The following is a 24458-nucleotide window of genomic DNA, read 5'->3' on the forward strand; positions in this document are numbered from 1 at the left end:
TCCAAAGGACCCAGGCGGGAGCGTTCAAAGATGCCTCCCGCGCGTGTCGATCGGCGGCTCGACCTTTTCCTTGTGGCGTCGGATCAGCCCCTTCAGCCGAGCCTCTTCCTTTTTCAGGACCTCGAGGAGCTCATTCTTCTGGCGGACGCTCTCCATCACCATCCGGTAGTTGCGCCAGGCCGTCTGCAGCGTCAGCGCGTTGTCCTTCAGGAAGTTGAACGGGTCGAGCACCTTGCTGCAGGTGGTGCAGCGCACCGTGCGGTTGTGGCCGTCCAGCGTGATGAGGTCGTGCGCGCAGTGGCCGAAAGGAGGCACCTCGAGGGTGATCGGGTTGACCGGCAGCGGCTCGGTGCCGGGGAATTGTTTGACGTTGTCGTTCACGCGGTCTCTCCCTGATCGCATAGGCCGTAGGACGAGCTGCAGCCGGCCTCGCCGTCGTTTTCCACTTCGTCGAGCAGGTTGAACTGCTTGCCGCCGCGCGTGGTCTTGGACCATTCCACGCGAGCTTCGATGTTCAACGCCATGAAGATGACGCGGCGATCCTTGGCCGGGTGGGCATCGGTCATGAAGGTGCTGTATCCGCGCTTGGAGCACATTCCGACGATGCGCTCCCACTCGGCGATGCGGGCTGGATGCTCTGGGAAGCGTGCGGCTATCTGGCGCAGTTCGGGCTTGCTGCAATTGATGCACGGCAGGCAACCGACGCGTCCCATGCCCTGGAGGTAAAGCGGATTTGGGCGAATGCCGCGCGAGGCCGCCAGCTCGAAAACTTGCGCCGCCGACCATTCCACGATGGGCCGGAAGATCCACAGACCGCGGCCGACGCGTTCGATCTTCTTCGCGTCACGCCGGTTTTCCGACTCGTCGCGGCGTACACCCTGCCAGCTCACGACGTTATGGCCCGCATCCATCAATTCCATCTGGAAGCCGACAGCCATGTTGCGCTTCAGTTCCTCGGTGCAGAACTGCGCCTTGCGGCTGGGGAAACGCCCCTTCCACATGCACAGGTCGAGAAATGGGTTGCCAGTCGGGAACATGACCGACAGCGCGCGACGCTTCGCCTTGTTGCTCCAGCGGACACGCCGGCCGCCGCCGACCTTCACCGTTTTCTGCACTGGCTTGCCCTTCTTGTTCAACACGATCACGCCGCGGCCGTCGCGCTTTGGCACCGGCGTCACGCCGTCGGCCTCGAATACCAGGCGCGTGTCGTATTCCCGACGGGTGCGCATATCGCGGGCGATGAACTGCCGCTTCGCCAGAACCTGCTCGGTGAAGTCGGCCTTTAGCCTGACGATCTTGATGCCGAGCACCCCCTCGAGATAGTCGAGGTAGGCGTAGGTGTCGTCGTGCTCGTTGCCGGTATCACAGAAGATCGCGACCACGTTGGCAAGACCGCAGCGCGCGATGGCAATCAGCAGCGTTGCCAGGCTGTCTTTGCCGCCAGACACGGAAATGACGTGTATCGTGCTCACCGTTTCCATCCCCAGTGCACCCAGATGGCGCTGCCGTAGACCAACGCGTAGGCAGCCGACAGAACCAGCACGCCCCATGCGCTGCTGGTTACAGAGAAGTAGATCCAGAAGGGCTGGCCGCACATCCCGACGATCGGCGACCAGCGGCGCGCGCGCTCGTTGCCGAACATCGTCATGGCCAGCGCGGTAAGGCCGAACAGGCCGATGCAGAACTGGGCGATCAAAATGGCACCTCGTCCTCGTCGACCTGCATCAATGCCGGCATGAAACGCTCTGCAACCACCCGGCCGCCCAGCGTGATGTGTGTCGGCACCTTCACGGCTGCCGCTACGACCGAGGCCTCCAGCACCAGGAAGCGGCTGTGCACGTTCTCGGCCGCCAGGCGCAGGGCTTCCTGCTCGGCCACTTCACGGCTGGGGTGCAACACCGTGGGCCGGCGGGCCTCCCGAATCTTCTTGCAGCCGCGAAACGGCGGCCACTGCTCGGCGTCGGACACCTCGAGGATGATGCAGGGGCCGCTCATGCTGCTTCCAGGGCATCGGCGCCCTGCTCCACGTGGTTCCGCCGCCACCAGTGGCCCAGCAGGATCGACTCGGCCCGGTTGTGGTCCTTCGCGCGCGAGATCTCGGCGCAACCCGGGAACAGCGCCCGCGCGGTGTCCATCGCCTTGCGCTTCGCGGCCGCCGTGCGCTGCGACGCGGTGAGTTCGGTGAGCGCGCCGTTCTGAATCAGCCCGTACCAGCGCTTCCAGGTCTGCGGGTTGGCGTACACCACCGGGAACTTCAGGCATTCGGCCACCGTCTCGATGGCACCCAGCGAGCGCAGCAGAGAGCCTTGGGTCTGCACGGCGTTGTTCGCGCCGCCCATCGTGCCCACCGCCTCGATCACGACGGTCGGCGTGCCTTCCGCTGCCGGGCAGTGCTGCAACAGCAGCGAGCACAGGGCGCGGCCGTCGATCTTGTTCTGCACCATCGCCTTCGGGCCGATGTTCGGGATCTTCATGGTCGGCAGGTCGAACACAGCGCGCAGGCCGTTGTGGCCGAGCACGGCGCAGGCGCCCGTCAAGCCAGGGTCAATCGAGACAACGATCATTGTTTTTCCTTGGGGTAGAAGTCGAAGGCCTGCACCGGCTTCAGCCGGAGCTGGTCGCCGTCGCGGTAGTGGTAGACCTGCAGCACCGCGGCCGGCACCGGCTGCGCGGGGACCACGGGCGGGGTGATGGGAGGGATCGGCGTGGTGATCACAGCTCGGACCTCTTGGTCAGCACCAGGGAGGTCGGCCGCTCGCCCACCCAGTCGAAGAAGTGCACCGACTCGCCGACGTACTGCATGTCCAGCACCATCCCGCTGTCGCCGTCGCGCTGCTTGCCGAGGATGATCTCGGCGTAGCGTTTCCACTCGGGGCCCAGGTCGGGCTTGATGTGGATCGGCCGGTGGACGAACAGGATGATGTCGGCGTCCTGCTCGATGTCGCCGCATTCCCGAAGGTCGGACATCATGGGGCGCTGGTTTGGGCGCTTCTCGACGTCGCGATTGAGCTGGGCCAGCAGCAGCACCGTGCAGTCCAGTTCCTTGGCCAGCGCCTTGATGCCGCGGCTGACTTCGCCGAGCTGCGTGCTACGGTTGGCCTTCTTGTCCGTGCCTTCCATCAGGCCGATGTAGTCGATCATCAGGACCCGCAGGCCCTTGCGGCGCTTCAGCTTCCGAGCCTTCAGGCGCACCTGGTTGATGTTCAGGCCGCCCTGGTCGCTCACGTCCATGGGGGACAGGCGCACCTTCTCGACGGCGGCCGTCATCTGCGACCAGTCGAAGTCGCTCATGCGTTCCGGTCGCTTCAGCTTGTGCAACGGCACGCCGGACTTCATCGCGACGCGGCGCCGGTTGACCTGCGCCTTCGGCATTTCCATCGACAGGAAACCGACCTGCTCGCCGGCATCGGCCACGTTCTCGCAGATGGTCATGCCCAGCGCTGTCTTGCCCATGCCTGGCCGGCCGGCGATCACGATCACCTCGCCCTTGCGCATGCCGCCATCGAGCTTGTCGTCGATCTCTTTCAGCCCGGTCGGAAGAAAGTCCTCCTCGCCGTTGTGCGCGCGATCGATCCCTTCCAGGAACTGCATCATGCCGTCGCCAGCATCCTGCCAGTCGTCGCGCGGCGAGTCCGGCAGCAGCTTGGCCAGCTTGCCGGCAGCCTCGTCCATTCGCGTTTCGAACGGGATGGTGTGATCGCGGGCCAAGTCCTGGATCTCGGCGGCGGCAGCCAGCAAATCGCGGCTCACCGATCGCTCGCGGATGATGCCGGCGTACTGCCGCATGCTCGAGAACGACGGCGCGAACTGGCTCAAGCGGTGCAGGTACTTCAGCTCGACCTGGCCGCGCATCGTGTCGAACACGCTAATCACGTCGACGGGCTTGTTCGCGATGATCTGCACCATGAGGGTCGAGAAAATCGACTGATGCAGCTCGCCAAAGAAGTCGGAGGGCTTCAGCACGTCGCCGACCGCGTCCCACAGCCGGTCGTCCATCAGCAGGCCGCCCAGCAGCGCCTGCTCTGCCTCGGTGCTCGCGATGGCGTCGAGCATCTCGGGTTCGTAGGGGGCGTTCATGTGGTGGCCACCTCACGCGTCTTTTCGATGACCTGCTTCATGCCCTTCTCGCTGAGCAGGAAGTCGATGTCGCACTGCCAATTCGCGTGCTCGCCGTTGCGCGGCGTGCGCCCCATCAGAAAGTCGTTGTCGCGGGCTCGCTCGAAGTAGTTGCGCAGCCACTCGACGGCCTGGTCGGCACTCTCGGCCCGCCGGCTGCCATCGCTCTTTTTCGATGTCAGCACCCAGCTCCACAGCGTGGCCATGGCGCGCTTCCGTTTCACGGTCATCAGCCTGACGGACGGCAGTTCAGGCAGCACCTCGTGGTAGATCGAAACGATCGTGTCGTTCGGGCAGGTCGGCAGCTTGGCTGTCGACGTAGAGGTATTCTTCTTCTCTTCTCTACTCTTCTCTGTGGTGACGGTGTCACGTGACGCGTCACGTTTTTGCGTGACGGCGTCACGTGACGCGTGCGTGACGCCGCGTGACGAATCGAGCGTGACGGAATCGTGATGCTCGGAATCGCTCTCCTTTCTCTTCCGCTCGCGATATTCGCGGGCTCGCTCCGCAGGGGTCTTTGCCTCGGTAGAACGGCTCTCCGTAATGGTGTTGTGCTCTCCAAAGTTGGGAAACTGGAGACTGCCATCAGCCTGCTCCAACAGCCACCCGACAGCCACCATCGCGCGGCCGAAACCGGGCACTCCGGCCATTTCATCGACCTCGAAAAGCGTGATGTCGCGCAGCGTTTCGTCGCTGGAGGCGCACTCTCTGACCATCGACCACAACGGAACGAGCGCTCCGACCGTGACGCGCGTCACGACCGAAACGTGACGCCGCGTGACGCTGGCGTGACGTTCCGTGACGCAGCGTGACGCCGACGTGACGCCGTCACACCCAAACCACTCCATGAATTCAGCGTCCGCCAGCAGCACCCGAGCCATCTTGATGACCTTGGGGTTGTTCACGAGGCTGCCCCGCATCCTGATCCAAGATTCAGCCATGGTCGGCCTCCTGGCGCAGCGCGGTGCCGTCGGCATGGCCCTGCTCGGTGAAGTAGCAGCCGGTATCGCGAGCGGCGCGGCGCGCTTCGATCTGCGCGTGCATCTCGCGCATGTGCCGCTTGGCGCCGTGGATGTCGCCGAAGCGGTAGCAGAGTTCCATTTGCTTGCCGGCCAGCGTTGCAGCCGCCGCGCGCACCTCGTCGATCAGGCGCGCTGTCGATTTGTAGGCGCCATCCGATAGGCATTGCTGTGTTTGCCTACATACGTTGAAATTCGCGGCGGCGATGCTGTGTGTGGGGCAATCCGAACTGGCCCCTGCACCCGCCCTGTTTTTTTCAAACTCGGTCATGCGGCCTCGGCTGTGTCTTCGGCTTCAAGCGCCGCGAACAGGTCCGGCATGGCCATCTCGCGGGCCGCGGCTTCGCAGTACGACACACCATCCAGGAAGTACTTGGTAGACAGTTCGCAGCCGTAGCCCACGCGCCCGGCCTTGATGGCCCGATATGGCACTGTCATGAGGCCACCAAAAGGGTCGTAGACCACCTCCCCTGGCATTGACCACTGATTGATGGCACGGTCCGCGATGTCGAACTGCATCGGGCACAGGTGCATCTCGCGACCTTTGGCCGATTGCGCGCCGTTCAGGGTCAGCATGCGCGTGATGTCGCTCCAGACCTCCGGGCTCCAACTCTGCGGCTGCAGAAGCATGAAGTCCACTGGCAGCCTGCTGCGCACTTCAAGATGTTCGCCCACGCGCACGTGGTGCTCGAAGTCGTAAACCTGCTCGAGACTGAATTTCTTGAACAGCTTGAAAATGGCGGAGTGGCTCAGGTTCTCCAGATGCGCCGGCTCGATCAGCGTATTGCCGCTGCTGCGAGTGAAGCCGTGGGCGTCCAATTGCCAGCGCGCACGGGAATATCCGGTGCCAGCCACCATCTGCAGCTTCTTGTCGAATGGCACCTGATTGCCTTCGGCATCCAGCGAAAAGGGCTTGCTCTTCACGACTGGCTGGTCTGCGTAGCTCTTTTCGGTGCTGGTGGGCGGCTTCCGGAAGATCAGCAAGTACTCCGGCATGCCGACGCCCATCTTGGACCCGTCCTTGCACTGTTCCGACCATCCGAGCCGGTAAGTCTGAGAGTTTTCGCGCACCACGTCGGTGACGATGGTCTTCATGCCCATGTAGCCGAAGCCGTGCTTGCGGAAGCACTGGATCGTGTCGAGATGAAAGGGGTAAACGGTCTGGAAGCCCAGCCCGGTCATGCTGCCCGGCACGATCCGATCCTTGACGTGAATCGCGGCGATGCGGCCTGGCTGCAGCACGCGCAGCAGCTCCGGCACCAGGAAGTCCATCTGCTCGAAGAAATGCGCGTTGTTGTCGGTGTGGCCGAAGTCAGCGTAGTTCGGGCTGTATTCGTACTGCGTGCTGAACGGGATGCTGGTCAGCACCAGGCCGACGCTGTCGCTCGCCATGCGGGCGGTTTCCTTCACACAGTCGTCGTTGACGCAGGTGAAGCCCTGCCCTTTCACCTCCACGCGTTCGACGCCCAGGGCCCGCGTCAGGCTTTCGGCCATGCCGAGCTGCGACAGACCGTATTCGCGAATGATTTCAGACATTTTTTCTACCATCTCGATGTGTTGGGACCACTTGCGCTCCAGGTCGCGGCGGACCTGGCGCTCGGCCTCCGTGTAGATCAGGTCGATGCGCACCGGCTTCGTCTGCAGGAAGCGCTGGATCCGGTGAATCGCCTGGATGAAGTCGTTGAACTTGAAGCCGATGCCCAGGAAGATGGCCCAGGCGCAGTGCCGCTGGAAGTTGCAGCCGCTGCCCGCGATCACCGGCTTGGCCGCCAGTTCCTGGAACTTGCCGTCGCTGAAGTCGACGATCGCCTGCTCGCGCTCGTCCAGGTCCTGGCTGCCATAGACGCTGACCGACGAGGGAATGGCCCGCTCGATGGCGTGACGCTCGGCCTCGAGGTCGTGCCACAGGATCCGGTGCGCGCCCGGGTCCTCAGCACGGATCTCCATCATCTTGGCCACGCGCGCCGACAGGCTGTCGCGCTTCTCCCGGCTGGCTTCGATGATGCCGATCGCCTCGGCCTTGAACATGCGGGCCTGGCCGTAGACCTCGTGGCCGGCCTCGTCGTGGTCCGCGGCGATCTCGTGCCAGCGCACGTCCAGCGCCGGCAGCTCGTAGCCCTCGTCGCTGAAGCCAAGATCGCTCGGCCGCTGCACGAACAGCGCCCAGCTCGCGCACCACAGCCAGAACTCGCGTTCCTTGTGCGGATGGATGGTGAGCTGGTCGGCCTTCTCGCTGTTGCGCTTGAAGAACCGGGTCTTGGCCTGGCCCACGTCCATGATGCCCAGGAAGGCAGCATAGGCCAGCAGCTCGATGTATTCGTTCGGGCTCGGCGTGGCCGTGGCCACGAACCGGTACCGCACGCCGGCGCTGCGCGTGCGCGCCACCATCGTCTTGCGGTCGCCGGCGAACAGCGCCATGAACTCGCGGAAGGTCTTGGTGCCGCCGAAGCCGCGAAGGCAACTCGCCTCGTCCAGGCTGGCCACGGTGAACAGCGTCGGGTCAAGCTTGCCGTCCCGGATCGTCTCGTAGTTGGTGAGGTAGATGCCATCGGGGTCGGTGCATTCCTCGATGCGGCGGATGAACTTGACCGTGATGCCCAGCTTGGCCGCGTCGCGCAGGAATTCCTGGCGGACGCCCAGCGGGATGACGATCAGGCCCATGCCGCCGGCCTTGCTGCGCGTGATGCGCACGATCTCGAGTTGGTCGAAGGTCTTGCCCAGACCGAACGCCTTGAACAGCCCGCGGCAGCCGCCGCGCACCGCCCAGCACACCGACGCCACCTGGTGCGGCTTGAGCATCGGGTTCACCTCGTGCGGTTCGCACGGGAAGCCGGTCTCCGTGGCCAGGGTGACCTTGGCCTTCAGGAAGGCGGTGTACGCGTCCATCAGGCTTCCGCCCCGGCCGGTGACTTCGCCATCTCCGCGTCGAACGCTTCGCGCCACACCACGCCGTTGTCACTCAGCTCGGCCCACGGGTTGTGCTGTGGCACGCCGGTTTCGAGCTGCTCCTTGGCGGCAGCCTGGGCCGACGCCTCAAGGGTCTTGCGATCCGTGAGGCTGGTCATGACTTGGTCCGATCGCGGCCCGAATGTGTGCCTTGCTGGTCGAGCAGATCGCGGCGATGCTTCGCCACCATCTCCAAATAAGTCATCCCATGGACATCAAGGTAGACCAAATCCCGCAGGCGCTCGCCCGGCACTTGATCGATCGCAGTCGCGCGACGCATGAACTCGGTCTCGGTGTTCTCGTCTACGTGTGTCTTCAGCGGCTGCGTGAGCTTGCCGAAGGGGCTGGTGATGCCGCCGCGCGCGAACGCATCTTGCGGACTGAAATCTTCATCGGGGTGTGGCATGGGTCTGTCCGGAAAGTGGGAACGGGGAGCGCCATCGAACTGGCGCCTACTGACTCAATCTCGCGCAATGGCAACGAGAGCGCATGGCGTCTATCGCAGTGCACGCGACGCCGACGGCGCTTCGGTGGGTGCAGCGCCCTCTTCCCCGATCAACTCAGGTGACAGGTGCTTGCGCGCCTGCACCGCAAGCACGCGGTCAGCGATACGCGCCGGAAGCTCGTCAGGCCATTTGTCGACCGCTTGATAGGAGACGCCGATGGCATCGGCAGCGGCACTGATCGAGCCCCCGAGAAGTTCTATGGCTTTGGTTTTGAGCATGACGGAATTAAACTATAGTTCATCGAAAGAAGCAACTATAGTTAGACGCGCGTCGCTTATCGTGCCAACTATGGTTGAGCACAAGGACCGACTACTTCTGGCAATGAAGGAGGCCGGCGTCAAGATTCCGGCGCTGGCTACTGCTTTGGGCGTGTCCTATCAAGCCGTGAAAAAAATGACGACGGGCGCGTCCAGCGGTTTCACGGCGATCAACAACGAGAAGGCCGCGAACTTCTTGAAGGTGAGTCCGAAGTGGCTCGCAACAGGCAAGGGGCCTATGCGCGAACCGAAGGCGAGCGTCACGCCCGCTCCAGCGCCTGTCGCGCTGATTCCGCCGGAGCCCGGCATTCACTACATCGCCCGTTTGCTGGTCGACAAGCTCTCTACCCTTGACGAGACGGACAGAAAGATGGCTGCGATTGTTCTCGAGGCTCTGGCTACCAGGCCTGACGACGCATCAAAAAACATCGAACGGCTGGCCAAACTATTGGGGGAAATCGACACCGAGATGGATACCCAACGACGCCAGGTCCAGTAAAAATGTCGACTAACGTCGTCATCATGGCGGATTTTGTAAGAGTCCGCTTACAGTCTGTTCACCTCTCACAACGTGACGGGTAATTTTCACCAAGGTTGAACTTGATCAAGTTATCTGATCTTTCACATGTCGCGTTCTGGATCGTGGTGGGAGCCGGCGGGCTCTGGCTGTACCAGCTCGCTGGCAGCACTCCAACTGCGCATGCGAAGGCGAGATCTGCGGCCCTTACCGAACAGGTCCGCAAGAACAAAGCCACAGCCGCGGCTGGACCCACGGTAAAAGTGAATCCCACTTCCGAGGGCGACGTAATTCAAATTGCAATTCCGACGAGTCAGCTCGACGGGCTCCTGCTCCACACCCAGCGGTGCACGGTTTGGCGAGACGCCAAGACGCAGACCTCGGCGATGAGCTGCGAGAGGGAAGAAATCGATACGAACCTCGACGACCCCAGGGACGAAATCGAACCCGCAAGATGATGTCGCCCCAGGGCGCGAGGTTTTTGCCTTCCATGCCTCTCACGATCTAAGCCACCTTCGGGTGGCTTTTTTTACGCTCGGCCCCGCTCCACTTCAAGTTGTTCGGGAATATTCACGTGGTCACATGAACTATAGTTGACACACCGTCTTTAACTATAGTTTAATTCGTTCAGACATCCCGCAGCGACGGTTTGTTCAGAGAGTCATCAGGTCGGGCCGGTTGCGGCAATGGTTTCGGTGGCCGCGTGCGATACGCGGCGCAAGCGGTGGCACTGTCCCTGCGCCAACACAGCGGCCCGACCTGATGGCTCTCTCCCTTCAACTGGACGGAGCACATCAATGGACGAAAAAGAGCGGGCCCGCGTGGAGACGCGCGTTTGCAATGTCGTGGCGGCCTCGGCATGCGTCGAGCGTTTCACGGTCACGTCGGCCACGCGGCTGATCGAGGACGCCGGCATGGCCGACTCGCTCGATCGCGTCGAGCTGTGCATGGACTTGGAAGACGAGTTCAACGTGGTCCTTGACGACCGCGAGGTGATGAACGCCCTGACGGTGCAGCAGTGCGTCGAGCTGGTGGTCGAGAAGCTGCAGGCGCAGGCCGAGAAGGTACGTCGCGAGCAGCGGATGGTCGAAGCCCAGGTGAACCAGCCTTTCGGTGGTGTGCTGTGAACGCGGCCGACCTCTATCCGCTGTGGATCAAGCAGGACTTGACCAACGCCAGGATGAAACTGGCCAGCGCCGAGCAGTCGTATCGGGTGTTGACCGACAAGTCGACGACGTACGCCAAATCAATGAGCGCCATGCTGGACGTTCGGCGCCAAGTGGTTTCGCTGCTCGAAGCCGTGCCGCAGTCGCTCTCCTGCACGCTGCCCATCCAAATGCTCTGCGAAGAGCCGGTTGTCCCCGCGATGCCCGCAGCTCGCGCAGTCACCATTTTGCGCTACGTCCGGAACGAAACCGCCGGTCGCAACGAACTCACGCCGCACTCCAACGGCACGTTCCTCGGCTGGGGCGTGGACTACAACCAAGACGAAACCGGCGCGCCCATCTTCACGGCCGCGATCGTGGAGCATCCCGACGGCAAGGTCGAGCTGCTGCACCCCAACTTCATCCAGTTCGTGGTGCGCGTATGAAGCTCAAGCACTACACCTGCGGCTTCACGCTGGCGCTGGGCCTGGCCATCGTGATCGTCTGCCCGAGCGTGGAAGCTCCGGCTAAGTCTGCGGCCATGGCCGACCCTGGCCCGCTGAAAGAAGCGCTCGCGGCGATATGCGGTGAACCCTTCGATGCGAAGCGCCACCAGATCATCTCCGACGCCAACGGCGTGGTCACCGGCTGCGAACTCCGCGCGCCGAAGGTGGCTGCGAAATGAGCGCCCGCGACCTTCTCGAACTTGCGGCCCAGGCCGTGGGCAACGGCGCGCAATGGGACTGCCCGGAGCGGGGAATGCTGGTCCTTTCCGCGAACGGCATCGACACCGATTCGTGGAACCCGCTGAAAAGCGACGGTGACGCGCTGCGGCTGGCCGTCGCGCTGAATTTGAACATTCGGATCCAGCCCTACGGCAGCGTGGCACGCGAAGGCGACGAACGCCCCTGGTCGATGGCCCACAGCGACGGCGACCCCCGCGCGGCCACACGAGCAGCCATCGTTCGCGCCGCGGCTGCAGTGGCCCGAGCAAACGCCGCGGCTCGGGAGATCAAGCCATGACGCTCGAAGAACACCGCCGCCTCGAGGAGCGCGCCCGCCGCGAGCTCTGCTGGTACGCCCTCGCCTGCATCGCGGCCTGCGGCCTCCTTTTCTGGGGTTACGGCCGCCTGGCCAGCCTCTTCTTCTCCACCTTTTTCTGAAAGCACCCTCATGAACACCAGTGTCACGAATACCCGTGCGCCGAATCCTATTGCGGAGATGAGCCGCTTCATGGACCGGCTCAAACCCCAGATGGCGCTCGCGCTGCCGAAGCACCTCACGGCCGACCGTATGGCGCGGCTGGCGCTCACCGCCTTCAGCAGCACGCCTAAGCTGCAGCTCTGCAACCCGAACAGCATCGCGGCTTCGATCATGACGGCGGCCACCTTGGGCCTGGAGCCAGGCGTCAACGGCCAGGGCTTCCTGGTGCCCTACGGTACGACCTGCACATTCGTGCCTGGCTGGAAGGGCCTGGTCGACATCGCCAACCGCAGCGGCCGCGTGTCGGTGTGGACCGGGGCGGTGTTCGAAGGCGACACGTTCGACTACTCGCTGGGCGACACACCTTTCGTGCGGCACCAGCCAGGCGACGAAGACGACCCGACCAAGATTACGCACGTGTACGCCGTCGGCCGCGTGAACGGCAGCAACTGGCCGGTGATCGAAGTCTGGACGATCAAGAAGATCTGGAAGCACCGCAACCAGTACAACAAGGTCGGCCAGAAGCACTACAGCTACCGCGACCCCGAGATGTACGCCCGCAAGGTGCCGCTGCTGCAGGTGCTGAAGTACATGCCGACGTCGATCGAGCTGAGCAACGCGCTGGCCGTCAGCAATGCCGCAGAAGAAGGCCGCGGCGCCGTGATCGACGGCAACTTCGTCACGATCAACGAACCGGATCCCGCCGAACAGCAGGCAGGCGCCGACCAAGACGCCGACGACGGGGTGCCGATCTGCACGCCGGAATCGTTCGCCAAGAACACCGCAGCCTGGAAGGCTACGGTCGCCAACGGCAGGAAGTCGGTCAACGACCTCATTGCCACCATCGAAACCCGCGAGCGGCTGACCACCGACCAGAAGGTCGAAATCGCCTCGTGGGCCGTCCCTGCCACCCAAGGAGAAGCCGAGTGATTCAGCACAACCTCAAACAAGGGAGTGCCGAATGGCACGCCTATCGCCGCAACCACTTCAACGCCAGCGACGCGCCGGCCATGATGGGGTGCTCACCCTACGAGACGCGGGACCAGCTGCTGCATCGCCTGCACACCGGCCTCACCGAGGAGGTGAGCCCAGAGCTGCAGAAGCGCTTCGACAACGGCCACGCTTTCGAGCGCCTGGCCCGGCCGCTCGCCGAGGAGTTCATCGGCCAGCCGCTGTATCCCGTGGTCGGCTCGAAGGGCAAGCTGTCGGCGTCGTTCGACGGCCTGACGATGGACGAGTCGATCAACTACGAGCACAAGACGCTCAATGACGCGCTGCGCGCCGCCATGGTCGACGGCGCGACCGGCGCCGACCTGCCGCTGATGTACCGCGTGCAGATGGAGCACCAGCACATGGTGTCCGGCTCCAGCCGGTCCCTGTTCATGGCCTCGAAGTGGCGCGGGGAGGCGCTGGTCGAGGAACGCCACTGCTGGTACGAGCCTGACGCGGCCCTGGCCGCCGACGTCGCGGCCGGCTGGGAACAGTTTGAAAAGGACTTGGCCGCCTACAGCCCTTCCAGTGTGGTGATCGAAAACAAACCGGTGCCCAAGTTGCAGGAAGCCCTGCCCGCACTTCGCGTCAATGCCAAGGGCGAAATCACCGACAGCAACCTGGACGAGTGGAAGGCCATCGCGCTGGACCGCATTCAGGGCATCAACACGGTCCTCGAAACCGACGAACAGTTCTCTGATGCAGACGCCGACGCGAAATGGCTGCGCGAAGTTTCCGCTGGCATGAAGCAGGCGGCGGCCCGCGTGCGCGCCGATATGCAGAGCGTGGACCAGGTGCTGAACACGCTGGAGCATCTGGACAGGCTGGCCACGGAGCGAGCCGTCGATCTGGAAAAACGCGTGAAGCGCGAGAAAGATGCGCGCCGCGAGAACATCGTGCTCACTGGCCGCGCAGCTTTCCAGGCGCACCTCGCCGGCCTGAACGAGGAAGTGAGCCCGATCGTCCTGCAGACGGCGATTCCAGACTTCGACGCTGTGGTGAAGAACAAGCGCTCCCTGGCCAGCATCCAGGATGCGGTCAACACCGAGCTGGCGCGCTGCAAGATCGCGGCCGACACCTGCGCCAAGGACGTGCGCGAGAAACGCGCCTGGACGAAAGCCGCGGCCGAGGGCTACGGGTTTCTGTTCGCCGACCTGCAACTCATCATCTTCAAGCCGCTCGACGACTTCAAGCTGATCGTCACCACGCGGATCGCCAACCACAAGGCGGCCAAGGCCAAGGAAGAAGAGGACACGCGCGAGCGCATCGCCGCAGAAGAGCGTGCGAGGGCCGAGCAACAGCAGCGCCAGCGTAACGAGATGGCGCTGCAGCAGATCCAGGGCATCCAGCAACAAGCCATGATTGCCGTGCTGGGCCGAGCTGGCGTACGCAAGGGTGGCACCATCGAATGCATCCGCGACACCCTGGCCGAGACGGAGGCTTGGGTCATCGACGAGGAGAACTTCGGTTCGCTGATGGGCACCGCCCAGAGCACCAAGGATCGCGTCGTCGCGGAAATTCGCGAGATGCTGGCCGATCGGGAGGCCAGCGCCGCCGCGCCTGTTGCCCAGGCCGAACCCATCGCGGTGGCCGCCACGCCAGCACCAGCTCCCGTCGCAGCGCCGGCCGTGGTTGCCCTGAAGCCACGCGCCGCTGCGCCGGTGCCCGCACCGCTCTCACCGCCGACCCTGCGCCTGGGCGTCATCAACGAACGCCTGCTGCCCTGCGGCCTGTCCACCTCGGCCGAAGGCCTGCGGTTGCTTGGCTTCACGCCTGCCGCGAAAGACCGAGCCGCCGTGCTGTTCCACGAGCGCGACTGGCCGCACATGTTGGCCGCCATGGTCCAGCGCCTCGAATCCATCAGCGCCACCGCCGCTGCCTAACTCCTCCACCACCAAGGATCAGCATGAACCTCGCACTCGGATACGACACGGAAACGTCCGGCCTCCCCCTTTTCAGCTCGCCCAGCGAACACCCTGACCAGCCACATATCGTGCAACTGGCTGGCCTGCTGGTCGACCTCGACACCCGGCGGACGGTCGCCAGCATGGACGTGGTGATCCGGCCTGAAGGCTGGGTGATCACCGAAGAGATGGCCGCCATCCACGGCATCACGCACGAACACGCGATGGACGTCGGCATCGCCGAAGACCTGGCCGTCGAGATGTTCATGGCGCTGTGGGCTGGCCGCCCGTTGATCGCCCACAACGAGAGCTTCGACCGCCGCATCGTACGCATCGCGCAGCACCGCTTCCCCGAGCACTTCTCGGACCAGCAGCGCGACGACTGGAAGGCCTGCAAGGCCCACTGCACGCAGATTCTCAGCACGCCCATCTTGAAGCTGCCGCCCACGCCCAAGATGGTCGCGGCCCGCCGCAACCACCACAAGTCGGCCAACCTGGGCGAGGCCTACCAGTTCTTCATGGGCAAACCGCTGGAGAACGCCCACAGCGCCCTGGCCGACACCCGCGCGGCGCTGGATGTGTTCTTCGCCATCCAGGACCTGAACAAGCCGGCCACGCAAGCCACAGCGCCCGCCGCTGCCGCGCCCGCTGCCGCTGAAGCCGTCGCTGGCGACTTCTTCTGATCGCCATGGAATCGATCCAAGACACCATCCGCGCCGGCGCACGCCACGGCGCACACAACCCCTTCGCGCGGCCGGCGCCAGCAGCGCCCAAGGCTGCGGAGCCCAAGCCGGCGGCCACTTCCCGCGCCGCCAAACCCTTCGACTTCTCCACGCTCAAGGTGGAGAAGGGCATCCCCTACCGCAAGCGGGTGCCCCGTTTGACCGGCAAGTGGGAACCGCTGTTCCAGATGCTCGCCGAGCCGGGCGACTCCACCCTCGTCCCGGCGGACAACATGGGTGGCATCAGCGCGGCCATCCTGAAGCGCTCGCGCGACAAGCTCCCCGGCGTCTTCAAGGTCTCGCGCGTATCCAAGACCGAAGCGCGCGTCTGGCGCATGTCCTGACCCTTTCCCAACCCCGCAACCACAGGAGAAATCCATGCGATTTGAGTTAATCGGCAAGACCAGAGCCAAGCTGTGCAAGGTCGAGCCCTATGCAAAGAAGATGGGCCAGAAGGATCTGATCCCTGGCATCAAGATCCGCGTGATGGCCACGGTGCCGAACAACGTGCTCGAGATGTTCGATCCGTCGCTGCGCACTTTCCTCTACGAAAAGACGCCGTCCAGCGTGAAGGTGCAGAAGCAGCTCGAAGGCATCGAGATCGTCAGCGACCTGCCGCAACTGCGCCAAGCCGGCGCACGGCTCGGCGCGCTGCACTGGAACGACGAGATGACCGGCTGCGTCTTCTCGATCGACCACGGCATCGGTGGCCCATCCAACATCAAGCTGCGCGACTCCAAGGTTGACAGCTTCAAGTTGGTGGCCAAGGACGGCGGGACGACGCAGGTTTTCTTCACGCTGTATTCGACCGATGTCGACCGCGATTCGTCGGGCGCGCTCAACATGCTCCACCAGCACGAGGTCGAGATCGAACTGACCGCGCCACAAGTCGCGCAGCAGAAGTCGATCCCACTCGACGACAAGAAGGACGAGGAAGGCGAGGAGTCCGGTGCCGCGGCGAAGGTGGATGACAACCCCTTCCCGATCAAGGGTGACAAGCCCGGCACCACCGCGGCGTCGCCTCTCACGCCCGAGCAAGCTTTCGTCGCGACCGCCGGCGCCAGCAGCGCACCAGCTCCGAAGGTGACCACGCGCCGGCCCTCCCGCCTGGCAGTAGCGAAGTAGACGAGCGATGACGACGGGCCGCGTGCATTGGACGGGCGTGCTGGCGCAGACCGGCGTGATCGCCGGCGGCAAATTGCACGGCTGGTGCTATGCCTTCCTTCAGTTCGTCGTCATCGATGGCGTTCTCTTCCTGGATGCCAGGTGCACGCCGCCCTTCTCTCCCTTCCCACTCGAGGTGCGCATGGATGTCCTGCAGCACTTCAAACGGCTGAAAGTCATCAGGGGCCAGCGTGCGACGCGGCTCAACGCGAACGCCCTGATCGACGCGGCCTACGAAAACGCAAAATCATGATCGAACAAGTAGAAATTCGCCACGGACACCTATTCTGCGGCCTCGGCGGCGGCGCCAAGGGCTTCAACCGGGCCCGGCCGTGCGTGGGCAACAAGCGCGCGAAGTTCCGCTGCATCGGCGGGATCGACGTGGACCCGGCCAGCATCCGCGACTTCGGCAAGCTCACCGGCGTGGCCGGCACCGTGCTCGACATGTTCGACCGCGAGCAATACGTCGCCTTCCACGATCGTCAGCCGCCGGCCGACTGGCGCGAAGCCACCACGGCGGACATCCACCGCGCATTCGGCGGCGAACGGCCGCACATCGTGTTCCTGTCGGCGCCGTGCAAGGGCTTCAGCGGCCTGCTCTCCGAGACCAAGAGCCTGACCGGCAAGTACCAGGCCCTGAACCGGCTGACGCTGCGCGGCGTGTGGCTGCTGCTCGAAGCCTTCAAGGACGATCCGGTCGAGCTGCTGCTGTTCGAGAACGTGCCGCGCATCGCCACGCGCGGGCGCCACCTCCTGGACCAGATCGTCGACCTGCTGCGCGCCTACGGCTACGCGGTGGCCGAAACCACCCACGACTGCGGCGAGATCGGCGGTTTGGCGCAGAGCCGCAAGCGCTTCCTCCTGGTGGCCCGTCACATGGAGAAGGTGCCGCCCTTCCTGTACGAGCCTGAGAAGCGCAACCTGCGCGCCGTGGGCGACGTTCTGGGCCGCATGCTGCTGCCTGGTGACCTGCGCGCCGGCCCGATGCACCGCGTGCCCTCCCTGCAGTGGAAAACCTGGGTGCGCCTGGCTTTCGTCGAGGCCGGCTCCGACTGGCGCAGCCTGAACAAGCTGGCCGTCGAGAACGGCCACCTGCGCGATTACCTGGTGGTGCCCGAGTTCCACCACGGCTACCTGGGCGTACAGCGCTGGGATGGCACATCCGGCACCGTCGCCGGCCGCAGCTCGCCGAGCAATGGCGCGTTCTCGATCGCGGACCCGCGCCAGCAGCTCTACGCCGCCGGCTATGGTGTCAACCGCTGGGAGGATACCGCCGGCGCCGTGTCGGGCGAGTCGCTGCCCAGCAATGGGCGCTTCGCGGTGGCGGACGTGCGCTTTTCGCAGTCGGCCAAGTGGAGCGACGGCCAAGCGTACGGCGTGCATGCCTGGGGAGACAGCACCGGTGCGATCGCTGGCCAGCAGAATCCTGGCCAGGGTGCTTACGCCGTCGCCGATCCGCGCCACGGTGGCCCAGCCAAGCATTCGAACGAATACCGCATCGTGCCCTGGTCGGGTTCCGCAATGGCCGTCACCAGCGCGCACGGCACTGGCCAGGCCGTCGCCGATCCGCGTGGCGGCGAGGATCCCGCGAAGCTGCACGGCCGCTACCACGTCACGCCATGGGAGAAGGACGCCCGGGCGGTGATCGCCGGCAGCACGTCCGGAGAAGGAGCCTTCGCGGTGGCCGACCCTCGCAGCGGCATCCAGCGCGACAAGGGCGACGCCTACCTGACGGCCGGCCACTATGGCGTGGTGCCGTGGGAAGAAGCGGCTGGCGCGGTGAGCGCTGCCGCCGGCCACGACAACGGCCGCTGGAATGTAGCTGACCCGCGAACTCCCGATTTCGCGCCTACATCCGAGGTCCAAAAACAGATCATGCCCGCGCCGGCGCAGAAGTTGATCTGCCGCATTCAGTCCCTGGACGGCACCTGGCACCGGCCTTTCACCACGCTGGAGCTGGCCGCGCTGCAGTCGCTTGTCGATCCCGAGGACCAGCTCGAGCTGGACGGCCTGAGCGATCAGGCATGGCGCGAGCGTATCGGCAACGCGGTGCCGAGCGATGCGGCCCAGGCGATCGGCGAGGTGATGGGCACCACGCTGCTGCTGGCTTGGTCGGGCGAGACCTTCATGCTGTCGTCGCAGCCCATCTGGGTGCGCAACGTGGCAGTGGGCCTGAGCGTGCGAGGTGCTGTATGAGCGCCGCCAGCAAGATCGAATGGACCGACTCCACCCTGAACTGGTGGGAAGGCTGCACAAAGGTCGGCCCTGGTTGTAACCACTGCTACGCAGAGGCTCGCAACGCGCGCTTCGGCGGCGGCCAGTCGGTGAACTGGGGGCCCGGTGCGCCGCGCCGTCTTACCAGCGAGCACAACCGCAACAGCCTGCGCCGCTGGAACAAGCGCGAGTTCTTCCAGTGTGGCGACTGTGGCGCCCGCAGCGAAGGCAAGCCGTTCATGGACTTCGGGCCCAACATGGGCGCCGGTGACCACGGCGCTGAATGCCCGGACTGCGGCTCCCGCGACATGGATCCGGTGCGCCGCCGCGTCTTCTGCAGCAGCCTGTCCGACGTGTTCGACAACGAGGTGCCGCAGGAATGGCGCGATGCGTTCTTCGCCGAGATGGAGGCCGCGACGAATCTGGACCTGCTGGTGCTCACCAAGCGCATCGGCAATGTCCGCAAGATGGTCCCGGTCCGCTGGCTGCAGCCGGGCGGATGGCCGGCCCACGTGTGGCTGGGTGCCACGATCGTGAACCAGCCCGAGGCCGATCGCGACATCACGAAGCTGCTGCAGGTGCCGGCGCGTGTGCGCTTCCTGAGCATGGAGCCGCTCCTGGGCGCGGTGAACCTGACGAGCATCCCTGTCGCAGGAAGCGGCCATCACGAGTTCGACCCGATCATTACTGCCAACGTGCTGCGCCGGGCCGATCGAGATGCTCCAGCTGTCCACTGGGTCATCGTCGGCGGTGAGAGCGGCCCCGGCGCGCGGCCGATGCACCCGCACTGGGCGCGCAGCCTGCGCGACCAGTGCGAATCGGCAGGTGTGCCGTTCCTGTTCAAGCAGTGGGGCGAGTTCGCGCCCAGCGAGCGGACGATGGCGGAGGTGGCCAAGAGCGACAAGAAGCTGAGCTGTGTTCCGCTCGTTCCGGGTCAGCCCTTCCCGCTCGGCGTGGTCGATCACGTAGGCAAGAAGGCCGCCGGGCGGATGCTCGACGGCCGCACGTGGGAAGGGTTTCCAGCATGAACGCCGTCACACAGCCGCGCGAGCGGCCCATCCTGTTCCAGGGCGACATGGTGCGCGCCATCCTGGCCGGCGCGAAGAGGCAGACACGGCGCGTGTTCAAGCAGGCTACCGGCCCGAGCCTGAGCGTCGGCATGGACGACGACGCACCCGGTGTCGCAGAACTGTCGTGGCTGTGGGGCGATGGCCCAGGCCATGATGTGCACGAGACGATCGCGCGGATACCGTGCCCCTACGGCCGGCCAGGCGACCTCCTGTGGGTTCGCGAGTCCTGGGCTCCCGACCCGGTCGACGACGGCAGTTGGAATTACACCTCGTGGGCCGGATGCCGCGATGGAAAGATCGCCGGCGTGCCGGAGCGTTTTCGCAATCCTCTCCATGTCATCTACGCCGCTGACTGGAAGGGACAGCCCCATCGCTGGACGCCTTCCATCCACATGCCGCGCTGGGCCAGTCGCATGTTGCTGGAGATCACCGAGGTGCGCGTCGAGCGCCTGGGGGATATCAGCGAGGAGGATGCCAAGGCCGAGGGGATCATTCCTCACATCCGCGGCGGATGGCACTGGCGCGAGCACAACCCGCACGACCTGGACGACTGGGACCAGCTTGGATTCAAGACAGCTCGGGAAGCCTACCGCGCTCTCTGGGAGTCGATCAACGGCTACGGATCATGGAACTTGAACCCGTGGGTGTGGGCCGTCAGCTTCGAGGTCATCAAGCCATGACCGCGCCCACTGCCGCTGAAGTGGCCGAGTTCGCCATCCAGGCCCACGACCAACTGCACAAGGGCGATATCGGCAAGGCCCACGAGATGCTGCACAAGGCCATGGGCATCGACAACGACAAAGCGCTGCCCGCACAGCCGATGGCGCACACCGTCGACTTCGACCGGGCATTCCGCGATCTGTGCCGGGAGCATGGCCGGAAGGCGATGTTCATCCTGGCCGACAAGACCGACGCGCTGGGCCGCACACGGATCATGACCGGCGGCGACGCGCAGCTCTGCGCCACTTTTGACCGGAAGTTGAAGGCATGACCACGACCGCATTCCTGCACCTGCAGCCCAAGATAGCCCAGGCCCTCACGCGGGTGAAGCTGGCCCACTGCGCGCCGCCGGCATTCCGGCCAGCGGCTGACGTCGAAGGCGTCGAACCGTGCCCACGGTGCGGCAGCAAGCTGGTGTTCACGGTCTCGGCCGCCACCGGCCTGAGCGACGGTCGCTGCACCGCGGCTTGTGGCGTTCGATGGGCTGCGCAATGAAGCGCTGCGATGAATGCCACGATGAAGCGCACCTGCTGCGCCTGGGCCAGCCTGGCTACCCCTACCAGCGCGACTACGGTCCGATGTGGGTATGCGTGCCGTGCCAGGCCTGGTGCGGGTGCCATCCTGGTACCGAGAACGCCTTGGGCCGGCTTGCCGACGCGCCGCTACGGAAGGCCAAGCAAGCCGCGCATGCCGCGTTCGACCCGCTCTGGCAGCGAAAGATGGTTCGCGACAAGGTCAAGCAGGGTCAGGCCAGGCGTGCCGGCTACGCCTGGCTGGCCCAGCAGATGGGCCTGACGAAGAAGGAAACCCACATCGGCTATTTCGACCTCGACCAGTGCAAGCGCGTGGTCGAGATTTGCACCAATCTGAAACGCAAGGAGGTTGGCCAAGCGCCAAAAGCACCATGACGCATTACGACACGTTGGGCTGCAAGCCCGATGCCACACCCGACGAATTGAAGTCGGCGGCACGCCGCGCCGCCAGCGCCGCGCATCCTGATCGCGAAGGCGGCAGCGACGCCGCGATGGCCAAGGTCAACCAGGCGCGCGAAGTGCTGCTCGACCCCGAGCGCCGCGCGCACTATGACGCCACCGGCGAGGACCGCACGGGGCCCAGCCTGATGGACAAGGCCACGCAACTGCTAGTCGACATCTTCTCGGAGGCAATCGAGCGCGAGGGCCACATCGTGAACTATGTGCGCGCCGGCCTGAAAGACATGCTGGCGAACGCGGATCGTGAGAAGGCGGACACCAAGACCAAGATCACGCGGCTGGAGAAACGCCGCGGGAAGGTCAAGGTGAAGACCGGGGACAACCTGGTCGACATGCTCATCACAGGCCAGTTGGACCGGCACAACGCCATGCTGAAGTCCATTGAGTCAGCGGCGGCCATGGCCACACGTGCGCTGGAGCTGCTCGACGCGTATGAGGAGCCGGACGAGGGGCCCGCGTTCGCAACGGCACGGCCAACGGTCAGCCCCGACATCGCGCTTATGCAGGCCATTTTCGGAAGGGGCTTTCGATGAAAACCGCTCACCGCAAGCAATCGAAATTCAAGCGCGACCCCCGTGCCATGGAACGCGCCTTCGGCCGCGTCGGTCCGTTCCTGCAGGCCGAGGTGACCAATCTCCTGATCCCGACGCGGATTGCCTTCGAGGCCTTCCGAACTGGCCAGGCCACGGTCGATGACTTTGCCACGCTGGTGGACACGGCCAACATCACGCTCGTGCGTAGCGAGTCGGTCGATCAACGATGCGTCGAGGCCTGCGACGCCGCCACCGCTGCACTGAAACGGGTGCAGGCGCGGCAGAGAGCGACCGGCCGCTGGGGTATGGATGGGCCGGCCTTCCTGGAACTCGGGGTGATGATCGACCTTTACGACCAGTTCATTGCGAACAGCAGCCCGCAGCAAATGAAGGCTGTGCTCGAGGAGGTGCACCGCCGTGAAGAGAAGCAGCGGCGCGAAGAAGCCGCGGGAGCAACTGCATGAGCATCACAGCCTCCCCATTGACCTGGCCCCCAGGCTGGCGCCGTACCGACCCCCTGAAGTGGGAGATTGGCCGCTTCGGCATCCGGCGCCGCTCGGCCGGCCGGTCCTACGCGTCTCTCGAAGACATCAGCATCGCCGAGGCCACGACGCGGCTGCTTGATGAATTGGAACGCATGGCCGTTCGTCGGCAGGATGTCATCCTGAGCACGAACCTGAAGCTGCGCCGCGATGGCTTCCCGCTGTCCGCGCAGGCTGCGCCCCGCGACCCGGGCGCCGCGGTGTACTGGAAGGACCCATACAACGGCCAGCCGCGCAGCATGGCCATCGACCGCTACACCAAGGTCGAACAGAACATCGCGGCGCTCGCGGCCACCATCGAGGCGATGCGCGCAATCGAGCGGCACGGCGGCGCCGTCGTGCTCGAGCGTGCCTTCACTGGCTTCGCCGCCCTGCCCGCGCCGATTGTCGCCGGCATGAAGCGCGATTGGCAGGTGGTGCTGGGCCTGCAGGCGCTGCTGCTGCCCACGGCCGCCGACGTGCGGGAAGCCTACCGGCGCCTGGCCAGCGCCTACCACCCCGACAGGGGCGGCGATCCGGCCAAGATGGCCGAACTCAATGCTGCGCGCGATGAAGCTCTGAAGGAACTCGAGAAATGAACAGCCTCTTGATGACCGAGGAAGAAATCCTGACCCTCACTGGTTACAAACGCCCGGGCGACCAGGAGGAGGAACTGCGCAAACAGGGCTTTTACAGGGCCAGAATCGGGCCTACTACAGGTCGCGTCGTCCTGGAGCGCGCGCACTACGATGCGGTCTGCGCCGGCGGCAAGCCGGCCACCGTCAACGAACCGCGCGTGCGGCCACCGACGCTGCGCCGCAAAGGGATCCCAGCATGAAGAAGCGAGAGCTGCCGAAGCGTGTTTTCGAGCGCAGCGGCACCTATTGGTACGTCACGGCCCAGGGCGACATCCGCAAATGGACGAAGCTCAGCCGGGTCTCGGAGGGCATGCCGGCGATGTACCGGGCCCTGGCTGAGCTCATGGTCATCGACGCTACCGACGACAGCATGCCGGCGCTGATCGCTACCTGGATGAAGGAGGTGAGCACCACGCGCGGCGCCAAGACCCAGGAGAACGACCTGTACCGGTCGAAGGTCCTGTCCGAGAGCTTCAAGGAGTTTCGGGCGAAGGACGTGAAGGTTTCCAGCGTGATCGAGTTCCTGAAAGCCTACAAGACCATGCCGCGCAGTTACAACGCCTACCGCGCCACGCTGCGCGAGATCCTGCGGTTCGCCGAGGAGAAGGACATGCGCGACCCGGGGAGCAACCCGGTCGACAGCACGAAGACGATGTCGATCAAGCCGCGTCGGCGCTACATCACGGACAGCAAGCTGCGCCGGATCAAGGTGGCCGCCATGTACGGCGAGGACGGCAAGCGCACGAAGTCGGGGCCGATGCTCTGCGCCCTGATCGACCTGGCCTACCTGACCGGGCAGCGGATCGGCGACCTGCTGGCGCTGGAGTGGTCGAACATCAACCGGTACGGCATCACATTCGAGCCCGGGAAGACCGAGGACTCCACCGCGGTGCGCATCCTGATCCTGTGGACGCCGAAGCTGAAGGCCGTGATCGCCCGGATCAAGGCCATCGGCAACCTCCACATCCGGTATGTGATCACCACGAAGAACGCCCAGCCCTACCGGTACAGCGGGGCCAGCTCAGCGTGGAGCCGGGCGGTGGAGCGTGCCGGATATGTGAATTGCCACTTCCACGATATTCGCGCGAAATCGCTCACCGACAAGGAAAAGAGAGATGGAATGCAGGCGGCGCGGCTTATGGGCGGGCACTCCACCGAGCAACAGACCGCCGACTACATCGCCAGCATGGCGACGACTCAGATAACGGCGACCCGTTAGAAACGCGCGATTCTGTTAGAAAAAAGGCCCTTTTCCAAAATAGGAAAAAGGCCTTCAGAATC

The 24458-nt window shown here is 64.7% G+C and carries 37 protein-coding genes; 24 read left to right on the forward strand and 13 right to left on the reverse strand.

The window, feature by feature from the left end; all coding sequences use genetic code 11:
- Positions 1 to 24: 24 nt before the first annotated feature.
- From RD110_RS15695 to RD110_RS15750, 13 genes are all read right to left on the reverse strand, one after another.
- Positions 25 to 381, reverse strand: a complete 357-nt coding sequence (locus tag RD110_RS15695) for a hypothetical protein (RefSeq protein WP_083686303.1) — start codon at positions 379 to 381, stop codon at positions 25 to 27.
- A complete protein-coding gene (locus RD110_RS15700) occupies positions 378 to 1481 on the reverse strand; it encodes a phosphoadenosine phosphosulfate reductase domain-containing protein (protein ID WP_076200345.1) in 1104 nt (367 codons plus the stop codon). The genes RD110_RS15695 and RD110_RS15700 overlap by 4 nt, the downstream gene beginning before the upstream one ends.
- Complete coding sequence (locus tag RD110_RS15705) at positions 1469 to 1696, reverse strand: hypothetical protein (RefSeq protein WP_239467048.1); 228 nt, start codon at positions 1694 to 1696, stop codon at positions 1469 to 1471. Before RD110_RS15705 ends, RD110_RS15700 begins: the two co-directional genes overlap by 13 nt.
- Positions 1693 to 1995 carry a hypothetical protein gene (locus tag RD110_RS15710; protein WP_076200346.1) on the reverse strand — a complete coding sequence of 101 codons (303 nt, stop codon included), beginning with the start codon at positions 1993 to 1995 and terminating at the stop codon, positions 1693 to 1695. The genes RD110_RS15705 and RD110_RS15710 overlap by 4 nt, the downstream gene beginning before the upstream one ends.
- Positions 1992 to 2564, reverse strand: a complete 573-nt coding sequence (locus RD110_RS15715; protein ID WP_076200347.1) for a RuvC family protein — start codon at positions 2562 to 2564, stop codon at positions 1992 to 1994. The genes RD110_RS15710 and RD110_RS15715 overlap by 4 nt, the downstream gene beginning before the upstream one ends.
- Positions 2561 to 2716 carry a hypothetical protein gene (locus tag RD110_RS28035; RefSeq protein ID WP_157900209.1) on the reverse strand — a complete coding sequence of 52 codons (156 nt, stop codon included), beginning with the start codon at positions 2714 to 2716 and terminating at the stop codon, positions 2561 to 2563. Before RD110_RS28035 ends, RD110_RS15715 begins: the two co-directional genes overlap by 4 nt.
- The gene (locus tag RD110_RS15720) at positions 2713 to 4077 is read right to left on the reverse strand and encodes a replicative DNA helicase (RefSeq protein ID WP_076200348.1); all 1365 of its coding nucleotides are present in this window, start codon (positions 4075 to 4077) and stop codon (positions 2713 to 2715) included. The genes RD110_RS28035 and RD110_RS15720 overlap by 4 nt, the downstream gene beginning before the upstream one ends.
- A complete protein-coding gene (locus RD110_RS15725; RefSeq protein ID WP_076200349.1) occupies positions 4074 to 5057 on the reverse strand; it encodes a hypothetical protein in 984 nt (327 codons plus the stop codon). Before RD110_RS15725 ends, RD110_RS15720 begins: the two co-directional genes overlap by 4 nt.
- Positions 5050 to 5406: a hypothetical protein gene (locus RD110_RS28370; protein WP_204249978.1), complete on the reverse strand. Its 357-nt coding sequence runs from the start codon at positions 5404 to 5406 to the stop codon at positions 5050 to 5052. The genes RD110_RS15725 and RD110_RS28370 overlap by 8 nt, the downstream gene beginning before the upstream one ends.
- On the reverse strand, positions 5403 to 8021 hold the full coding sequence (locus RD110_RS15735) for a DNA methyltransferase (protein WP_076200351.1): 2619 nt from the start codon (positions 8019 to 8021) through the stop codon (positions 5403 to 5405). Before RD110_RS15735 ends, RD110_RS28370 begins: the two co-directional genes overlap by 4 nt.
- Positions 8021 to 8200 (reverse strand): hypothetical protein, encoded by a 180-nt coding sequence (locus tag RD110_RS15740; protein WP_076200352.1) that lies wholly within the window; start codon positions 8198 to 8200, stop codon positions 8021 to 8023. Before RD110_RS15740 ends, RD110_RS15735 begins: the two co-directional genes overlap by 1 nt.
- Complete coding sequence (locus RD110_RS15745; RefSeq protein WP_076200353.1) at positions 8197 to 8487, reverse strand: hypothetical protein; 291 nt, start codon at positions 8485 to 8487, stop codon at positions 8197 to 8199. The genes RD110_RS15740 and RD110_RS15745 overlap by 4 nt, the downstream gene beginning before the upstream one ends.
- A 90-nt stretch (positions 8488 to 8577) precedes the next feature.
- Positions 8578 to 8805 (reverse strand): helix-turn-helix domain-containing protein, encoded by a 228-nt coding sequence (locus RD110_RS15750; RefSeq protein ID WP_076200354.1) that lies wholly within the window; start codon positions 8803 to 8805, stop codon positions 8578 to 8580.
- 70 nt (positions 8806 to 8875) lie between these two features.
- On the opposite strand from RD110_RS15750, the gene RD110_RS15755 reads away from it, so the two are divergent.
- From RD110_RS15755 to RD110_RS15865, 24 genes are all read left to right on the forward strand, one after another.
- A complete protein-coding gene (locus tag RD110_RS15755) occupies positions 8876 to 9343 on the forward strand; it encodes a hypothetical protein (protein WP_157900210.1) in 468 nt (155 codons plus the stop codon).
- 101 nt (positions 9344 to 9444) lie between these two features.
- The gene (locus tag RD110_RS15760) at positions 9445 to 9819 is read left to right on the forward strand and encodes a hypothetical protein (protein WP_076200356.1); all 375 of its coding nucleotides are present in this window, start codon (positions 9445 to 9447) and stop codon (positions 9817 to 9819) included.
- A 339-nt stretch (positions 9820 to 10158) separates the two neighbouring features.
- A complete protein-coding gene (locus tag RD110_RS15765; RefSeq protein ID WP_076200357.1) occupies positions 10159 to 10488 on the forward strand; it encodes an acyl carrier protein in 330 nt (109 codons plus the stop codon).
- Positions 10485 to 10952, forward strand: coding sequence for a hypothetical protein (locus RD110_RS15770; protein ID WP_076200358.1), 468 nt, complete (start codon positions 10485 to 10487; stop codon positions 10950 to 10952). The genes RD110_RS15765 and RD110_RS15770 overlap by 4 nt, the downstream gene beginning before the upstream one ends.
- A complete protein-coding gene (locus RD110_RS15775; RefSeq protein WP_076200359.1) occupies positions 10949 to 11191 on the forward strand; it encodes a hypothetical protein in 243 nt (80 codons plus the stop codon). Before RD110_RS15770 ends, RD110_RS15775 begins: the two co-directional genes overlap by 4 nt.
- Positions 11188 to 11529, forward strand: coding sequence for a hypothetical protein (locus RD110_RS15780; protein WP_076200360.1), 342 nt, complete (start codon positions 11188 to 11190; stop codon positions 11527 to 11529). The genes RD110_RS15775 and RD110_RS15780 overlap by 4 nt, the downstream gene beginning before the upstream one ends.
- Positions 11526 to 11669 carry a hypothetical protein gene (locus RD110_RS28045; protein WP_157900211.1) on the forward strand — a complete coding sequence of 48 codons (144 nt, stop codon included), beginning with the start codon at positions 11526 to 11528 and terminating at the stop codon, positions 11667 to 11669. The genes RD110_RS15780 and RD110_RS28045 overlap by 4 nt, the downstream gene beginning before the upstream one ends.
- 10 nt (positions 11670 to 11679) lie before the next feature.
- Positions 11680 to 12639 (forward strand): recombinase RecT, encoded by a 960-nt coding sequence (locus tag RD110_RS15785; protein ID WP_076200361.1) that lies wholly within the window; start codon positions 11680 to 11682, stop codon positions 12637 to 12639.
- Positions 12636 to 14582 carry a YqaJ viral recombinase family protein gene (locus tag RD110_RS15790; RefSeq protein ID WP_076200362.1) on the forward strand — a complete coding sequence of 649 codons (1947 nt, stop codon included), beginning with the start codon at positions 12636 to 12638 and terminating at the stop codon, positions 14580 to 14582. Before RD110_RS15785 ends, RD110_RS15790 begins: the two co-directional genes overlap by 4 nt.
- 23 nt (positions 14583 to 14605) lie before the next feature.
- Positions 14606 to 15286: a 3'-5' exonuclease gene (locus RD110_RS15795; protein WP_076200363.1), complete on the forward strand. Its 681-nt coding sequence runs from the start codon at positions 14606 to 14608 to the stop codon at positions 15284 to 15286.
- A gap of 5 nt (positions 15287 to 15291) precedes the next feature.
- On the forward strand, positions 15292 to 15669 hold the full coding sequence (locus tag RD110_RS15800) for a hypothetical protein (protein WP_076200364.1): 378 nt from the start codon (positions 15292 to 15294) through the stop codon (positions 15667 to 15669).
- A gap of 34 nt (positions 15670 to 15703) precedes the next feature.
- Positions 15704 to 16450 (forward strand): hypothetical protein, encoded by a 747-nt coding sequence (locus RD110_RS15805; protein WP_076200365.1) that lies wholly within the window; start codon positions 15704 to 15706, stop codon positions 16448 to 16450.
- Between the two features lie 7 nt (positions 16451 to 16457).
- Entirely contained in the window at positions 16458 to 16742 is a 285-nt protein-coding gene (locus tag RD110_RS15810) for a hypothetical protein (RefSeq protein WP_076200366.1), read from the forward strand.
- The gene (locus RD110_RS15815) at positions 16739 to 18685 is read left to right on the forward strand and encodes a DNA cytosine methyltransferase (RefSeq protein ID WP_076200367.1); all 1947 of its coding nucleotides are present in this window, start codon (positions 16739 to 16741) and stop codon (positions 18683 to 18685) included. Before RD110_RS15810 ends, RD110_RS15815 begins: the two co-directional genes overlap by 4 nt.
- Positions 18682 to 19731: a phage Gp37/Gp68 family protein gene (locus RD110_RS15820; RefSeq protein ID WP_076200368.1), complete on the forward strand. Its 1050-nt coding sequence runs from the start codon at positions 18682 to 18684 to the stop codon at positions 19729 to 19731. Before RD110_RS15815 ends, RD110_RS15820 begins: the two co-directional genes overlap by 4 nt.
- The gene (locus RD110_RS15825) at positions 19728 to 20453 is read left to right on the forward strand and encodes an ASCH domain-containing protein (protein WP_076200369.1); all 726 of its coding nucleotides are present in this window, start codon (positions 19728 to 19730) and stop codon (positions 20451 to 20453) included. Before RD110_RS15820 ends, RD110_RS15825 begins: the two co-directional genes overlap by 4 nt.
- On the forward strand, positions 20450 to 20764 hold the full coding sequence (locus RD110_RS15830) for a hypothetical protein (RefSeq protein ID WP_076200370.1): 315 nt from the start codon (positions 20450 to 20452) through the stop codon (positions 20762 to 20764). The genes RD110_RS15825 and RD110_RS15830 overlap by 4 nt, the downstream gene beginning before the upstream one ends.
- Positions 20761 to 20988 carry a hypothetical protein gene (locus RD110_RS15835; RefSeq protein ID WP_076200371.1) on the forward strand — a complete coding sequence of 76 codons (228 nt, stop codon included), beginning with the start codon at positions 20761 to 20763 and terminating at the stop codon, positions 20986 to 20988. Before RD110_RS15830 ends, RD110_RS15835 begins: the two co-directional genes overlap by 4 nt.
- Positions 20985 to 21401, forward strand: a complete 417-nt coding sequence (locus RD110_RS15840; RefSeq protein ID WP_076200372.1) for a zinc-finger-containing protein — start codon at positions 20985 to 20987, stop codon at positions 21399 to 21401. Before RD110_RS15835 ends, RD110_RS15840 begins: the two co-directional genes overlap by 4 nt.
- On the forward strand, positions 21398 to 22018 hold the full coding sequence (locus tag RD110_RS15845; RefSeq protein WP_076200373.1) for a J domain-containing protein: 621 nt from the start codon (positions 21398 to 21400) through the stop codon (positions 22016 to 22018). The genes RD110_RS15840 and RD110_RS15845 overlap by 4 nt, the downstream gene beginning before the upstream one ends.
- On the forward strand, positions 22015 to 22482 hold the full coding sequence (locus tag RD110_RS15850; RefSeq protein WP_076200374.1) for a hypothetical protein: 468 nt from the start codon (positions 22015 to 22017) through the stop codon (positions 22480 to 22482). Before RD110_RS15845 ends, RD110_RS15850 begins: the two co-directional genes overlap by 4 nt.
- Positions 22479 to 23138, forward strand: coding sequence for a hypothetical protein (locus RD110_RS15855; protein ID WP_076200375.1), 660 nt, complete (start codon positions 22479 to 22481; stop codon positions 23136 to 23138). Before RD110_RS15850 ends, RD110_RS15855 begins: the two co-directional genes overlap by 4 nt.
- A complete protein-coding gene (locus tag RD110_RS15860) occupies positions 23135 to 23377 on the forward strand; it encodes a DUF4224 domain-containing protein (protein ID WP_076200376.1) in 243 nt (80 codons plus the stop codon). Before RD110_RS15855 ends, RD110_RS15860 begins: the two co-directional genes overlap by 4 nt.
- On the forward strand, positions 23374 to 24396 hold the full coding sequence (locus RD110_RS15865) for a tyrosine-type recombinase/integrase (RefSeq protein WP_076200377.1): 1023 nt from the start codon (positions 23374 to 23376) through the stop codon (positions 24394 to 24396). The genes RD110_RS15860 and RD110_RS15865 overlap by 4 nt, the downstream gene beginning before the upstream one ends.
- Positions 24397 to 24458 lie beyond the last annotated feature (62 nt).

It is taken from the genome of Rhodoferax koreense (genome assembly GCF_001955695.1).
Taxonomy (GTDB): domain Bacteria; phylum Pseudomonadota; class Gammaproteobacteria; order Burkholderiales; family Burkholderiaceae_C; genus Rhodoferax_B; species Rhodoferax_B koreensis.